The sequence below is a fragment of the Neobacillus niacini NBRC 15566 genome (genome assembly GCF_001591505.1).
GTDB classification, from domain to species: Bacteria; Bacillota; Bacilli; order Bacillales; family Cytobacillaceae; genus Neobacillus; species Neobacillus niacini.
The window spans coordinates 96,457-111,412 of sequence record NZ_BCVA01000005.1; the positions used below are offsets into that span (position 1 = coordinate 96,457).

General features: G+C 37.6%; 15 protein-coding genes. 14 read left to right on the forward strand and 1 reads right to left on the reverse strand.

The window, feature by feature from the left end:
* The first annotated feature begins 117 nt into the window (after nt 1–117).
* The 10 genes from icd (at nt 118) to BANA01_RS29830 (ending at nt 10,690) form a co-directional block, all read left to right on the forward strand.
* Nucleotides 118–1,386, forward strand: coding sequence for an NADP-dependent isocitrate dehydrogenase (icd, locus tag BANA01_RS06590; RefSeq protein WP_034676845.1), 1,269 nt, complete (start codon nt 118–120; stop codon nt 1,384–1,386).
* Between the two features lie 109 nt (nt 1,387–1,495).
* Nucleotides 1,496–2,434: a malate dehydrogenase gene (gene mdh, locus BANA01_RS06595; RefSeq protein WP_034676847.1), complete on the forward strand. Its 939-nt coding sequence runs from the start codon at nt 1,496–1,498 to the stop codon at nt 2,432–2,434.
* A 76-nt stretch (nt 2,435–2,510) separates the two neighbouring features.
* Nucleotides 2,511–2,987: a MaoC/PaaZ C-terminal domain-containing protein gene (locus BANA01_RS06600; protein WP_034676849.1), complete on the forward strand. Its 477-nt coding sequence runs from the start codon at nt 2,511–2,513 to the stop codon at nt 2,985–2,987.
* A gap of 122 nt (nt 2,988–3,109) precedes the next feature.
* Complete coding sequence (locus BANA01_RS06605) at nt 3,110–3,826, forward strand: response regulator transcription factor (protein ID WP_034676851.1); 717 nt, start codon at nt 3,110–3,112, stop codon at nt 3,824–3,826.
* Nucleotides 3,823–5,586 carry a two-component system histidine kinase PnpS gene (gene pnpS, locus BANA01_RS06610; protein ID WP_034676853.1) on the forward strand — a complete coding sequence of 588 codons (1,764 nt, stop codon included), beginning with the start codon at nt 3,823–3,825 and terminating at the stop codon, nt 5,584–5,586. Before BANA01_RS06605 ends, pnpS begins: the two co-directional genes overlap by 4 nt.
* Before the next feature lie 17 nt (nt 5,587–5,603).
* Nucleotides 5,604–8,237, forward strand: a complete 2,634-nt coding sequence (polA, locus tag BANA01_RS06615) for a DNA polymerase I (protein WP_034676855.1) — start codon at nt 5,604–5,606, stop codon at nt 8,235–8,237.
* Nucleotides 8,238–8,294: 57 nt separating this feature from the next.
* Nucleotides 8,295–9,122 (forward strand): DNA-formamidopyrimidine glycosylase, encoded by an 828-nt coding sequence (gene mutM, locus BANA01_RS06620; protein WP_034676857.1) that lies wholly within the window; start codon nt 8,295–8,297, stop codon nt 9,120–9,122.
* A gap of 89 nt (nt 9,123–9,211) precedes the next feature.
* A complete protein-coding gene (ytaF, locus tag BANA01_RS06625; protein ID WP_034676859.1) occupies nt 9,212–9,853 on the forward strand; it encodes a sporulation membrane protein YtaF in 642 nt (213 codons plus the stop codon).
* A 25-nt stretch (nt 9,854–9,878) separates the two neighbouring features.
* Entirely contained in the window at nt 9,879–10,487 is a 609-nt protein-coding gene (coaE, locus tag BANA01_RS06630; protein ID WP_034676861.1) for a dephospho-CoA kinase, read from the forward strand.
* A gap of 47 nt (nt 10,488–10,534) precedes the next feature.
* Entirely contained in the window at nt 10,535–10,690 is a 156-nt protein-coding gene (locus BANA01_RS29830) for a hypothetical protein (RefSeq protein ID WP_169803654.1), read from the forward strand.
* A 319-nt stretch (nt 10,691–11,009) separates the two neighbouring features.
* Here the strand turns inward: BANA01_RS29830 and BANA01_RS06635 are convergent, their stop codons facing one another.
* A complete protein-coding gene (locus tag BANA01_RS06635) occupies nt 11,010–11,942 on the reverse strand; it encodes a nuclease-related domain-containing protein (RefSeq protein WP_034676862.1) in 933 nt (310 codons plus the stop codon).
* Between the two features lie 248 nt (nt 11,943–12,190).
* On the opposite strand from BANA01_RS06635, the gene BANA01_RS06640 reads away from it, so the two are divergent.
* The 4 genes from BANA01_RS06640 to nrdR all read left to right on the forward strand — a co-directional run bounded on the left by BANA01_RS06640 (nt 12,191) and on the right by nrdR (nt 14,956).
* Entirely contained in the window at nt 12,191–13,222 is a 1,032-nt protein-coding gene (locus BANA01_RS06640) for a glyceraldehyde-3-phosphate dehydrogenase (RefSeq protein WP_034676864.1), read from the forward strand.
* 308 nt (nt 13,223–13,530) lie between these two features.
* The gene (gene speD, locus BANA01_RS06645; protein WP_034676866.1) at nt 13,531–13,905 is read left to right on the forward strand and encodes an adenosylmethionine decarboxylase; all 375 of its coding nucleotides are present in this window, start codon (nt 13,531–13,533) and stop codon (nt 13,903–13,905) included.
* A 105-nt stretch (nt 13,906–14,010) separates the two neighbouring features.
* Entirely contained in the window at nt 14,011–14,409 is a 399-nt protein-coding gene (locus BANA01_RS06650; protein WP_034676868.1) for a hypothetical protein, read from the forward strand.
* Nucleotides 14,410–14,494: 85 nt separating this feature from the next.
* The gene (nrdR, locus tag BANA01_RS06655) at nt 14,495–14,956 is read left to right on the forward strand and encodes a transcriptional regulator NrdR (RefSeq protein WP_034676870.1); all 462 of its coding nucleotides are present in this window, start codon (nt 14,495–14,497) and stop codon (nt 14,954–14,956) included.

Sequence of the window (14,956 nt, forward strand, 5' to 3'; positions counted from 1 at the left end):
ATAGGATTGTAGGAAAAGGTTAAAGAGTCAAATCTTTAACCTTGGACGCAATCTCTTTAATACACAAGGGACAAATGAGTATGACCACTGATACATACCTAGGAGGGAGACACAACTATGCAAGGCGAAAAAATCACAGTAACAAACGGAGTATTAAATGTACCAAACAATCCAATTATCCCATTTATTGAAGGTGACGGTATCGGACCAGATATCTGGGCAGCTTCAGAGAGAGTATTAAATGCAGCGGTAGAAAAAGCATATAAAGGCGAACGCAAAGTAGTATGGAAAGAAGTTCTTGCTGGAGAAAAGGCGTTTAACCAAACAGGTGAATGGCTTCCAAAAGAAACTCTTGATGTAATCAATGAATATTTGATTGCGATCAAAGGCCCGCTTACTACTCCTGTTGGCGGTGGAATTCGTTCATTGAACGTAGCACTTCGTCAAGAATTAGATTTGTTTGTATGCTTACGACCAGTAAGATGGTTTGAGGGTGTGCCTTCACCAGTTAAGCGTCCACAAGATACTGATATGGTAATCTTCCGTGAAAATACTGAAGATATCTATGCAGGTATTGAATATGAAAAAGGTTCAGAAGCAGTTAAGAAAGTAATCGACTTCCTTCAAAATGAAATGGGAGTTAACAAAATTAGATTCCCTGAAACTTCTGGTATCGGTATTAAGCCAGTTTCTGAGGAAGGAACAAATCGTCTAGTGCGTGCAGCTATTAATTATGCGATTAAAGAAGGTCGTAAATCAGTAACACTTGTACACAAAGGTAATATCATGAAGTTCACAGAAGGCGCGTTCAAAAACTGGGGTTATGAACTTGCTGAGAAAGAATTTGGTGATAAAGTCTTTACATGGGCTCAATATGACGCCATTAAAGCTGATCAAGGCACTGACGCTGCAAACAAAGCTCAGGCTGAAGCAGAGGCAGCAGGTAAGATCATCGTGAAAGATGCGATTGCTGATATCTTCTTACAGCAAATTCTTACACGTCCACGTGAGTTTGATGTGGTAGCTACAATGAACTTAAACGGAGACTTTATTTCTGATGCTCTTGCAGCGCAAGTTGGTGGAATTGGAATTGCTCCTGGAGCAAACATCAACTATGAAACAGGACATGCGATTTTCGAAGCTACACATGGTACTGCACCTAAATACGCAGGCCTAGATAAGGTAAATCCATCATCTGTTATCCTATCAGGTGTATTACTTCTTGAACATTTAGGCTGGAATGAAGCAGCTAATATGGTCATTAAATCAGTAGAAAAAACAATTGCTTCTAAAGTTGTAACTTATGACTTCGCTCGTTTAATGGATGGAGCAACAGAAGTTAAAACATCTGAATTTGGTGATGAATTAATTAAGAACATGGAATAATTTATACAGCTTCAGTGCTTTGCGCTGAAGCTGTATAAGCGCGAGTAGGGCTGTTTTCGAACAGCTGCTTCGAATAAGGAATTTAATACTTTCAAAGGGGAGAGTTCATATGTCATTGAAACGTAAAAAGGTTTCTGTAATCGGCGGAGGATTCACTGGGGCAACAACTGCATTCTTACTTGCACAAAAGGAATTAGGTGATGTCGTTCTCGTTGATATCCCTCAAATGGAAAACCCTACAAAAGGAAAGGCATTAGATATGCTTGAAGCAAGTCCAGTTCAAGGATTTGATTCAAACATAACTGGTACATCCAATTACGAAGATACTCGTGATTCTGACATCGTTGTAATTACTGCTGGTATTGCGCGTAAGCCTGGAATGAGCCGTGATGATTTAGTTCAGACAAATCAAAAGGTAATGAAAAGTGTTACACAGGAAATCGTAAAGTATTCTCCAAACTGTACAATCCTTGTATTAACTAATCCAGTTGATGCCATGACATATACAGTGTTTAAAGAATCAGGATTCCCTAAAAACCGTGTTATTGGCCAATCAGGTGTACTTGATACGGCTCGTTTCCGGACATTCGTTGCTCAGGAATTAAATCTTTCTGTTAAAGATATTACCGGCTTTGTTTTAGGCGGGCATGGTGATGATATGGTTCCACTTGTTCGTTATTCATATGCCGGTGGTATTCCATTAGAAACATTGATTCCTAAAGAGCGTTTAGAAGCGATTGTTGAGCGTACTAGAAAAGGCGGCGGAGAAATTGTTAACCTTCTAGGTAACGGCAGTGCTTATTATGCTCCAGCAGCATCACTTGTAGAAATGTGTGAAGCAATTTTAAAAGATCAGCGCCGTGTTCTCCCTTCCATTGCTTACCTTGAGGGAGAATTTGGATACGAGGGTATATATCTTGGAGTCCCAACAATCCTCGGTGCAAACGGAATTGAGAAGGTTATTGAGCTTGACCTAACTCCTGAAGAAAAAACGGCTTTAGACAAATCAGCTGAATCCGTTCAAAATGTAATGAAAGTTTTAGTGTAAATGATTAAAAATTCGGGGAAAAAGTTCCCCGAATTTTTCCTACTAAAATGTAACCGTTTGCAAAAGGGGTGACGAAATGCTTTTAGGAAAAAAGAGAAAGTTAGGCAGAGAAATAAAAGAAATGTCAGTCGGAGAAAAACTGTCATTAACCGAGAAAGTGGAGGATAAGGACATTCTTCTGTATCTAGGGTTAACTGATGATGCGAATCCACTCTTTATTCAGCATGATTACGCATCCCAAACTCCTTATAAAAAACCGATTGTTCCAAGTATCATGCTGACAGGCATGATTACCTCGGCTATCTCAAAGTATTTACCTGGGCCAGGCAGCCATATATTAAGTCAAGATATCGAATTTCCGAAACCTGTATACCATTATGCAACGGTCCAGCTGTTGTTAGAGGTTGTGGAAGTAGATCATGATAATCACTCAGTGATGATGACAGTTGTTGGAACTAACGAAAAAGACGAAGTAGTGATAAATGGGAAAATGAAAGTCTGTCCTCCTCATCGGCTAGGAAGAATGGATGCCAATGTATTAGATAATTTTTAATCACTTAAAGGAATGTATTTCACATTCCTTTTTTTGTCTTAAGTTCGATAGTGGGTATTCTTTTTATTTCTATATTATAATGTAGAAGGGTAGTGAAATAGATAACACATTCGGAGGTTTTTATGAAAAACAAGGTACTCGTTGTTGACGATGAACAATCAATTGTAACGTTGCTTCAATATAATTTGGAACAAGCCGGCTTTGACGTAGTAACAGCAATGGATGGTCTAGCTGGTAAACAATTAGCGGAAAGTATTGCACCTGATATTATTGTTTTAGATCTTATGCTTCCGAAAATGGATGGAATCGAAGTATGTAAGCAGCTTCGGCAGCAGAAAATTATGATACCCATTTTAATGTTAACAGCAAAAGATGATGAGTTTGATAAAATATTGGGGCTAGAGCTAGGTGCGGATGATTATATGATTAAACCATTTAGTCCAAGAGAAGTGGTTGCACGAGTAAAAGCCATTTTAAGAAGAATTCAGATACAATCCACTAGTAATGAGGATGACCAACAGGTTGGTACTGATATTATTATTGGAAACCTCCAAATCATCCCTGAAAAATATGAAGCCTATTTTAAAAATCAACAATTGGAATTGACCCTAAAGGAATACGAATTACTTCATTACTTGGCTCAGAATAAAAATCGAGTTTTAACTCGCGACCAATTATTAAGTGCAGTTTGGAATTATGAATTTGCTGGCGATACTCGTATAGTAGATGTTCACATTTCACATTTAAGGGAAAAGATAGAAGAGGATACGAAGAAACCTGCTTATATCAAAACCGTCCGTGGTCTAGGGTATAAGCTTGAGGAGCCGAAAGGTGAATGACCAAATATCGCACAAAGCTTCTTTTTGCATTAATTTCCTTACTTATTATCGGTTTGATCGGGCTGGAAATCCTACTCGGACAACTTTTTAAAGGCTACTATCTTGATACATATAATGAACGTCTAGATAAAGAGAGTAATCTTCTTAGCTTGCACATTGAAAATAACGGCGGCGTCAATTCATTTAATCAACAAAATATAATCGACCTAAGCAATATCCTAAATGTAAGACTTGCCATCACAGATACTAAGGGGAAGATACTTTTTGACAGCGGTGAAACGAGTCCTTCTAATATTAACGGGATAAGAGAAATTATTAACGAGGTCTTGAAGGAAAAACAACAAAATAAGACGAAGCTTGTTGAACGTGAGGAATACGACTTACACTATGCCTGGAAACCAATACTACAAGGAAATGAAAATGAAGGTTATTTGTTCATCTTTACTAAAACTAGTGAGTTGAAACAAGCATACGGGCAAATTTGGTGGATTCTGTCCACTTGTCTTCTGATGGTGTTTATTATTTTTATTTATCTAGGATACAGAATTACGGCAAGATATACGAAACCAATAGAAGCGGCAACAAATGTGGCCATTGAGCTCGCGAAGGGTAATTACAGAGCTAGAATAGAAAATGATCAATTAACTGAAACGAGTATGTTAAGCACCTCCATCAATGTACTAGCCCAAAACCTCCAAGAAATGAGTAAAGCACAAGAAATACAGCAAGATCGCTTAAGTGCTCTAATTGAAAATATGGGTGCAGGACTACTTCTAATGGACAGCCGTGGGTTCGTTAATTTAATTAATAGAGGTTTCATCGATATCTTTCATGTGAACTCTACTAATTATTTAAACAAACTATATTATGAAGTGATTGAGCAAGAGGAAATATGCAATATCATAGCGGATGTTTTTAGGACTGAGCAAAAAATCAGAAAACATCTCCTTCTTCCATTGGGAATCGAGAGAAGATACTTTGATGTTTATGGTATACCGATTATTGGTATAAATAATGTATGGAAAGGGGTTTTGCTCGTTTTCCATGATATTACTGAGATTAAAAAATTAGAAGTAATGAGAAAAGATTTTGTGGCCAATGTGTCACATGAATTGAAGACGCCCGTTACCTCTATCAAAGGTTTTTCTGAAACGCTGTTAGATGGTGCTATGAACAACCAAGATACACTTGAGGCATTTTTATCGATTATTAATAAAGAAAGTGAGCGCATGCAATCACTTATTCAAGATTTACTCGATTTTTCTAGAATTGAGCAGCAGGAGTTTAAGTTGAACATCCAGGACGTTGACCTCTGTGAATTAATTAACGAAGTAATCACAATGCTTACAAAAAAAGCAGAATCAAAAGAAATTCATCTTGAACTCGAGTGTCAGAAGGAAGATTTATATATACAAGGAGACCATGACCGCCTAAAGCAAGTATTCATAAATCTAATTAGTAATGCAATTTTGTATACACCGCCAGGCGGATATATAAAAGTTTCCTTGTTTGATCATGAGAGAACAGTGAAAATCCATGTGAAAGACTCGGGTGTTGGAATTAAACAGGAAGAAATTCCACGTATTTTCGAACGATTTTATCGTGTTGATCGTGCAAGAAGCCGGGATTCTGGCGGGACTGGTCTTGGATTAGCAATCGTAAAACATTTAGTTGAAGCACATCACGGAAACATTTCGGTGAAAAGTACCTTGGGTGAGGGCAGTGAGTTTATCATCGAACTTTATAAATATATGAAATAACCGAAAGGGGTAAATAGATGGAAAAGAAGAAGTTAGTATTAATTGACGGAAATAGTATTGCTTACCGTGCGTTCTTTGCACTGCCCCTGCTTAATAACGATAAAGGCGCACACACAAATGCAGTTTACGGTTTTACCATGATGTTAAATAAAATTATGGAAGATGAAAAGCCAACGCATATTCTAGTGGCATTTGACGCGGGAAAGACAACCTTTCGTCATGCTACTTTTGGTGAATATAAGGGCGGCAGGCAGAAAACACCTCCTGAATTATCGGAACAATTCCCTTTTATTCGTGATCTTCTTGATGCATATGGGATTGAGCGATATGAGCTTGAGAACTATGAGGCCGATGACATTATTGGAACGCTTGCCTTAACAGCTGAAAAAGAAGGTTATGAAATAAAGGTAATATCGGGAGATAAAGATTTAACTCAACTTTCCTCTGAACATACAACGGTATCGATTACTCGTAAAGGGATTACCGATATCGAGGAATATACCCCAGCACATGTAATGGAGAAGTATGGTTTAACGCCTGAGCAAATTATTGATATGAAGGGACTAATGGGCGACCCTTCAGATAACATTCCAGGTGTACCCGGAGTCGGTGAAAAAACAGCGATTAAATTGCTGAAGGAATTTTCAACATTAGAAAATTTACTAGAGTCCGTTGATCAGGTCACTGGAAATAAGTTAAAAGAAAAGCTGGAAGAATTTAAGGATCAAGCAGTGATGAGTAAGCAGCTTGCCACCATTGAAAGACATGCACCAGTCGAAGTATCCATAGAAAATGTCGCTTATGAAGGATTTGAAAGAGAAAAACTTGTGGCACTTTATAAAGAGCTTGGATTTCATTCTTTATTAGAAAAATTAGGTGGAGACACATCAGGTACTGAGCAGCTTGAACTTGAAGACATCGAGTTTCAAACTCCAGATGAAATAACAGATGAATTATTTACAGATGATAATTATTTGTATGTTGAAATGCTTGATGATAATTATCATTACGCTGATATCATTGGTTTTTCTCTTGTAAATGAAACAGGAAATTATTATTTACCAACTGAATTAGTGATTAAATCCGACCATTTTAAGAAGTGGGCTGAAGATGATACAAAAAAGAAAACAGTCTACGACGCAAAGCGTTCAGAGGTATCGCTAAGAAGGTATGATATACATTTAAAAGGGGTAAATTTCGATACGTTAATGGCCTCTTATATTATTAATCCTTCTGAAACGATTGATGATATTTCAACGATTGCCAAAAAATACGGGTTAAATATCCAATCAGATGAGTCGTTTTATGGAAAAGGAGCTAAACGGAAAATACCTGAAGCAGCACTTACAGCTGAGCACCTTGTTCGAAAAAGTCTTGCAATGGTTGATCTGAGACAAACATTAGAAGACGAGTTAAAAACAAATGAACAATATGAATTGTTTACAGACCTTGAAATGCCGCTATCGCTCATTTTAGCAGATATGGAATCTTGTGGTATTAAGGTGGATAGCGATCGTCTTCAAAGAATGGGCAGTGAAATTCATGATAGACTGGTCGAAATTGAAGGAATCATTTATGAGTTAGCCGGTGAAAAGTTTAATATTAATTCTACTAAGCAATTAGGTGTAATTTTATTTGAAAAACTAAACCTGCCAACCTTAAAGAAAACGAAAACGGGCTATTCCACGTCAGCAGATATTTTAGAGAAATTAGCAAATGATCATGAAATCATTGAGCATATTCTTAATTACAGACAGTTAGGCAAACTCCAGTCAACTTATATTGAAGGATTGCTCAAGGTGATTAATCCTAAAACAGGTAAAGTTCATACACGATATCAACAGACATTAACAGCAACAGGACGATTAAGCTCCATTGACCCGAATCTGCAGAACATTCCAATTCGTTTAGAAGAGGGGCGGAAGATTCGCCAAGCTTTTGTACCATCAGAACCAGGCTGGCTCATTTTTGCCGCCGATTATTCTCAAATCGAGCTTAGAGTTCTGGCTGACATTGCTGGTGATGAAAAACTAATACAAGCCTTTAAGGATGATCTCGATATTCACACAAAAACAGCGATGGATGTATTCCATGTGAACGCTGACGAGGTAACCTCCAATATGAGACGGCAGGCGAAGGCGGTAAACTTTGGTATTGTCTATGGGATAAGTGACTATGGGCTATCGCAAAGTTTAGGAATTACCCGGAAAGAAGCTGGTCTGTTTATTGACCGTTATCTTGCCAGCTATCCTGGGGTAAAGGATTATATGGACGAAATCATCCATTCCGCTAAACAAAAAGGGTATGTAGCGACCCTTTTGCAAAGAAGAAGATATATTCCAGAGATTACACATCGTAATTTTAACATCCGAAGCTTTGCTGAAAGAACAGCAATGAACACCCCAATTCAGGGAAGTGCTGCTGATATCATTAAAAAGGCCATGATTGATATGGCAGAAGCTTTAAAGGATTATGGGTTAAAAACGAGACTGCTGCTTCAAGTGCACGATGAACTGATTTTTGAAGCCCCAGAAGAAGAAATTGAGACACTCAAGAAACTCGTTCCAAGTGTTATGGAAAATGCTCTCGAATTAAAAGTGCCATTAAAAGTTGATTTTTCCTATGGCCCAACATGGTTTGACGCGAAATAGAAAAGCGGAAGCGCCCCTAGGCGCTGCAGCTGGACAGCATAGAGAGGAGCTTATTGAATGCCGGAGCTTCCAGAAGTAGAAACAGTTAGAAAAACATTAAAGAATCTAGTACTGCATAAACAAATTCAAGATATCACCGTCCACTGGCCGAAAATCATTAAAAATCCAGTTGAGGTGGAACAATTTATTGACGCTCTTAGAGGGGAAACCATTGAGGATGTTGGAAGAAGAGGTAAGTTTTTAATCCTCTATACGACTACGTTTGCCCTTGTTTCCCATTTAAGGATGGAAGGCAAATATGGGCTTTATCCAAAAGAAGAACCGTATGATAAACATACTCATGTTATCTTTCATTTTACCGATGGAAGTGATTTGAGGTATCGAGATGTTCGTAAATTTGGAACCATGCACCTATATATAAAGGGCGAGGAATTTCAAAAACCTCCATTAATTGACCTTGGACCAGAACCTTTTTCAGAAGACTTCACGAAGGAATACCTATCGGACAAGCTGAAAAAGACAAACAGAAAGATAAAGCCTGCACTGCTTGATCAAAAAGTGTTTGTTGGACTGGGAAATATTTATGTGGATGAAGCCCTTTTTCGTTCTGGAATTCATCCTGAACGAATTGCAAACTCCCTGAGTGATGAGGAATTAACCTTGCTGCACAAAGAAATTGTTAAGACCCTGGATGAAGCGGTTAAAAAAGGAGGAAGTACCATTCGCTCCTACGTAAACTCACAAGGGGAGATTGGAATGTTTCAGCTTGAATTATATGCCTACGGCCGTAAAGGGGAAGAATGCAAAAGATGTGGAACCCCATTAGAAAAAACAACGGTAGGGGGACGTGGTACGCATTTTTGTCCCACATGTCAAAAAATTTAAGTGTTAGAAGTGAGATGACAATTTAATAACAAAGGATAGGCTCCTCCCATATACTATCGTAGTGATTGACGGAAGGAGCCCTAGACATCATGTTTCAAATGTTCTCACTTCTCCTGCTGGCTTTTGCTCTCAGTCTTGATAGCTTTAGCGTAGGGTTTACGTATGGACTTAGAAAAATGGTACTGCCGCTTAAATCAGTGCTCATCATTGCAACCTGTTCAGCGATTTCTTTAATGATTGCGGTGTCAATCGGCCATGGCCTAGAAAAAATCTTGTCTCCGGATATCACGGCTAGCCTTGGGGGAATTATTCTAATTGCTCTCGGCGCCTGGGTATTATATCAATTTTTCAGGCCAGAAAAAGAAAAGGACTCAGACCTGCTTGAACATGAAAAGCTGATCATTAATTTTGAAATCCGCTCCTTAGGGATTGCGATCAATATCTTAAGGAAACCCATGTCAGCTGACTTTGACCGTTCGGGTACAATCACCGGAATCGAAGCGTTCATGCTGGGTTTTGCCTTATCCATCGATGCGTTTGGTGCTGGAATTGGTGCGGCTATGCTTGGATTCTCTCCTTTTTACCTAGCCGCCAGTGTTGCTGTTATGAGTTCTTTGTTTCTTGTTTTAGGAATAAAAAGCGGTGCCTTTTTTCATAAATTTAACTGGGTCCAAAAGTTTACCTTTTTACCGGGGATTTTATTAATTATCATTGGAATATTCAAATTATAAACGTTCAAGTGGAAAGGAATAGAGTATGTCACTTGTAATAGGACTAACAGGCGGAATAGCCAGTGGAAAAAGTACAGTTTCCAACATGTTAAAAGAAATGAACCTCACTGTTATTGACGCAGACGTAGAAGCCCGCCTCGCAGTTGAAAAAGGAGAACCCGCCTATCAAAAAATCGTTGCTGAATTTGGTGACGATGTCCTGCAGTCTAACGGAGAAATTGATAGGGTGAAACTCGGTTCGATCATTTTTCATAACGTTGAAAAACGACAGCTCTTAAACAGCATTGTTCATCCCGAGGTGAGAAAAAGGATGAATAATCAAGTTGAAGCAGCCAGGGGACGCGGGGAACAAGTCATTGTCCTCGACATTCCATTGCTGTTTGAAAGTAAACTAACGCATATGGTTGAAAAAACCGTTCTCGTTTATGTTGATCGGGATATCCAGCTAAAAAGACTGATGGAACGTAATAACTTATCCATGGAAGACGCAGAGGCAAGAATAAAATCACAAATGCCTCTTTCAGAAAAAGTAGCATTAGCCGATGCAGTGATTAATAATAATGGATCCATCGCTGAAACAAAAGAACAGGTAATTGAGGTTTTGAAAAGCTGGGGGATAACTACGCGGGATTAGACGAAATTGAGAAGGGGGGACCCTTCTTTTTTTTTGTTGTTAAAGCAATGAATTCATGGAGCCCAAAATATCGACAGAAGAACAGAAAAGGTCTTCGTGAATGGTTTATGAAGCCCAAAATCAAGTTGGAAGACAAAAAAGGTCTTCATGAATGGGTCATGAAGCCGAAAATATCGAAAAGTAGAACAGAAAAGGCTTCATGAATTGTTTATGAAGCCGATAATACCGATAGAAGAACAGAAAAGGTCTTTATGAATATATCATGAGAAAAAAGGGCAGCGTAGAAGTACTCATGATTCATGGATCCCAAAACAAAAGATACAAAGACTACATGGAGGATTCATGAGGTCTAAAGTCAAAAAGGAATAGCGGACAGGTCCTCATGAATGGTTTATGAAGCACATAATGAGAAGGAAAGTTAAAAAAGGACCTCATAAAAACCCTATGAGAGCCAAAAACAAAAAATAGTAACAAAAAGGACCTCATGAAAGTGTCCATGAGGTCTAAAGTATATAAACTAACCTACTCCTGATGATTAGTGCCACCTAATGCATTATCTACAAAATAAGAATATTTACCGTGCCCTTTTAGTATGAATTTTTTCAATAATATCTTTCTAATCCTCTTTTTACTCCTAATAATCTTGCACCAATTAAAGATGAGATTAGTGGTAATCTTTATATCTGGAAATAGTATCTTCAATTCCTCTACATGTCGCATTACCGCCACTTCCACCCGTTCCTCAAAACCACAATTCTTACAAGTTAATTTGGTTCTAGATACAGAAAAATTAAACGAGTGGCAAGCTGCACAGGTCATCCCTTTTTTCAATGTGTCATACTCATATTTTGGTAATCGAACATAAGGATTTTCTGTCTTATGTAAAGAAATTAACAAGTCTGCAAGTTTATGATGCCAATCACTTAGCTTAGCAGGTAAGCTATATAGTTTTTTTACAAAGGATTTAACTTGTGTAGGTAAGATAATCTGTGGATTTTGAGATGGCAGAAATAAGGTGAAATTGGGGTTTATAAAAACTAGGTAAGCTTCGATGGGGAATTTATAATTATATTTTTGGAGTAATTGCCGGAGCTCGGAATGACATCGTTTTAATTGAAGCATAGGATCCTTTTTTTCACTGCCAGTTACTGTTTTAAAAATACCATCTTCATAACAATATTCTCCTTCGTAAGTCTTCACATCAATAAGGTAAATCCGTCCATGAAAGATAATTAAAGTGTCAATTTGAAATAGTGTATCTCCTACTTCTAGTAACAAATCATTTAGAACTAGACTTCCTAGTTCACGTATTAGGTTATCAAACTTTAATTCCCCTTCATACCCCTTCTCCTTGTTAAAGAGTTGCTGCTTTTCTTTTTCCGATAATTTCATTCTATGAGCCAAAATTCTTAAGATAACCAATTCTGCAGGAACAGACCTTTCCTTTTTAAACATAACCCACATCCTTTCTTATCTATTATTCTAGCCGAACATCCTAAAACAAAAAATGAATGTTTTGTTAATTCTTCATTGCGAATATCATTAATAATCTTTATTGTAGCTCATTTATTAACCAAGTTATCCATATTAAAAACATTTTTAAAAAATCCGCACATTATATATCGCATTTTTATCCAAATATGTTATACTAATTACATCAAAACAAGTTAATAAGTATAACATATTACGGAAGGGGCCGTGAAATGAAGGCAAGAATTGCAATAAACGGTTTTGGGAGAATTGGAAGGATGGTTTTTAGAAAAGCGATCCTTGAAAATACGCTTGATATTATTGCTATCAATGCTAGTTATCCTGCGGAAACATTAGCACATTTGATAAAATATGATACAGTTCATGGACCATTTCAAGGGGATATCATTGCGCTTGATGAAGAGCTGATTGTAAACGGTAAAAGAGTAAAATTATTAAATAATCGGAATCCTGAGCAGCTTCCATGGAAAGAGTTAAATATAGATGTGGTTATTGAAGCAACAGGTAAATTTAACTCACGAGACAAGGCGGGACTGCACTTAGACGCAGGAGCAAAAAAGGTAATTATTACTGCACCGGGGAAGAATGAGGATATCACCATTGTTATGGGAGTAAACGAAGACAAACTAGACATCACTCAACATGATGTTATTTCTAATGCGTCTTGTACCACAAACTGTTTAGCACCTGTGGCGAAGGTGTTGGATGAAAAGTTTGGGATTGAAAATGGTTTAATGACAACCATTCATTCGTATACCAATGATCAACGAAACATTGACAACCCACATAAAGATTTGCGAAGAGCTAGAGCATGTGGACAATCTATCATCCCAACCACAACGGGGGCAGCTAAAGCGTTATCGCTGGTATTACCTCAGTTAAAGGGTAAGCTGCATGGAATGTCACTTCGTGTACCTACACCAAATGTATCACTAGTGGATTTAGTAGTCGATTTGAAACAAGATGTTACGATTGATGATATCAATCAGGCTTTTTCGGAAGCAAAAAATGGTCCATTAAAGGGTATCATCGACTTTACAATGGAACCGCTTGTATCCGTTGATTTCAATACAAATCCGTACTCCGCCATCATTGATGGATTATCAACCATGGTAATGGGGAACAGAAAAGTAAAAGTGCTTGCTTGGTATGATAACGAATGGGGATATTCTTCCCGGGTTGTCGATCTTACCTTATATGTCGCCCATCTAATGGCCAATTCAAATCAGGTGAAAGTTGGGTAATCCAAAAAATACTGTCGACTGGCAGTATTTTTTTTGTAGCTATTTAAAGCATTTGTGCATAATATAGTTTGAAATTCTTTTGAGGGATAAGCCTCGGCAAGGCCGACTCTAAAAATGTTAGATTCATAGGTTGCAAAACAAATATAAACTTAGTATACTAGTCATCGTGAACTTCTTGAAATTAGGTGACGATTGATTACTTAAAGGGTTAGGACCTCTCTGGACTAACTTTCCCCCGTGGTAATTACTTGGATACCATCAAAAAAGATTTCAAGAATGAAGCAAAAATGTTAGAGGGGGAATTGAATATGGAAACAATGGGACGTCACGTAATCTCTGAATTATGGGGATGCGACTTTGAAAAATTGAATGATATGAATTTCATTGAACAAACTTTTGTCGAAGCAGCTCTCAGATCAGGTGCGGAAATCCGCGAAGTAGCATTTCATAAGTTTGCACCACAAGGCGTAAGCGGTGTGGTCATTATTTCCGAATCTCACTTAACAATTCACAGCTTCCCTGAACACGGATATGCCAGCATTGATGTATATACTTGTGGTGATTTAAATCCAAATGTAGCAGCTGATTATATTGCTAAATGCTTAAATGCACAAACACGCGAGAATATTGAAATTCCACGCGGTATGGGTCCTGTTCAAGTAAAACAGGCAAAAGCTCTATAATTATAAATAAAAAAGCGACGAGGGGTGTATTTTATAGTACACCTCTTTTTATTTTTTTCGTAAAGTATTGTAAAATTAGATAAAAGACTATATTTGGAGGCTTCTATGGCTATATTTGGTAATTTATTTATTCGTTTTAGAAAACAGATCGAAACTTCGGATCATCAGAAAGATAATTCCTTAGCTACCCATTATTATAAAGCATCTTTCAACCAGCTTTTTCAATCCGTTGAGGAATTATTTCGTCAGGATGCAGATTGCCGTATTGTTACGGTTTCCAAAGACCATGGTGAGATTGCTGTAGAAATCAATAAACCGATTCCTTGTTTTCTAATCGTTACGATAGTTTCTGTGAGAGGAATGGAAACAGCAGTAGACTTTAGTATTTCTTCTGAAAAATTTTCACCTATTGGTTTGTATCCAATTTTAAGAAAAAGGATAATTTCCTATTACGATAAAATGAATAAATTACATACTCTTGTCAGAGTCGGCAAAAGCTCATAATACTTCTTGTGTTACCGTTTTCTTTTTAATAAGATAAAGAATAGATACTTATATTTATGAATGGATTGATTTGGGAGTTGATCAAATGAAGTGCCCTTCATGTCAAAATTATGGTACACGTGTGCTTGATTCCCGGCCGGTTGATGAGGGTCGTGCAACCCGAAGAAGGCGTGAGTGTGAAGAGTGTGGATATCGTTTTACCACATTCGAGAAGATTGAAGAAATTCCACTGATCGTCGTCAAAAAGGAAGGTACGAGGGAAGAATTCAGTCGCGATAAAATTTTACGAGGCTTAATTAAGGCTTGTGAAAAGCGCCCAGTTGCTTTAAAAGAATTAGAGGATATTACTCAAGGGGTAGAAAAGGAACTGCGCAGTCAAGGAATATCAGAAATCAAAAGTGAATTAATTGGTGAAATGGTAATGGACAGGCTTGCCTATGTTGACGAAGTAGCTTATGTGCGCTTTGCTTCTGTTTACCGTCAATTTAAGGATATAAATGTTTTTATTCAAGAATTAAAAGAACTGATAAATAAGGAGAAATCCTAG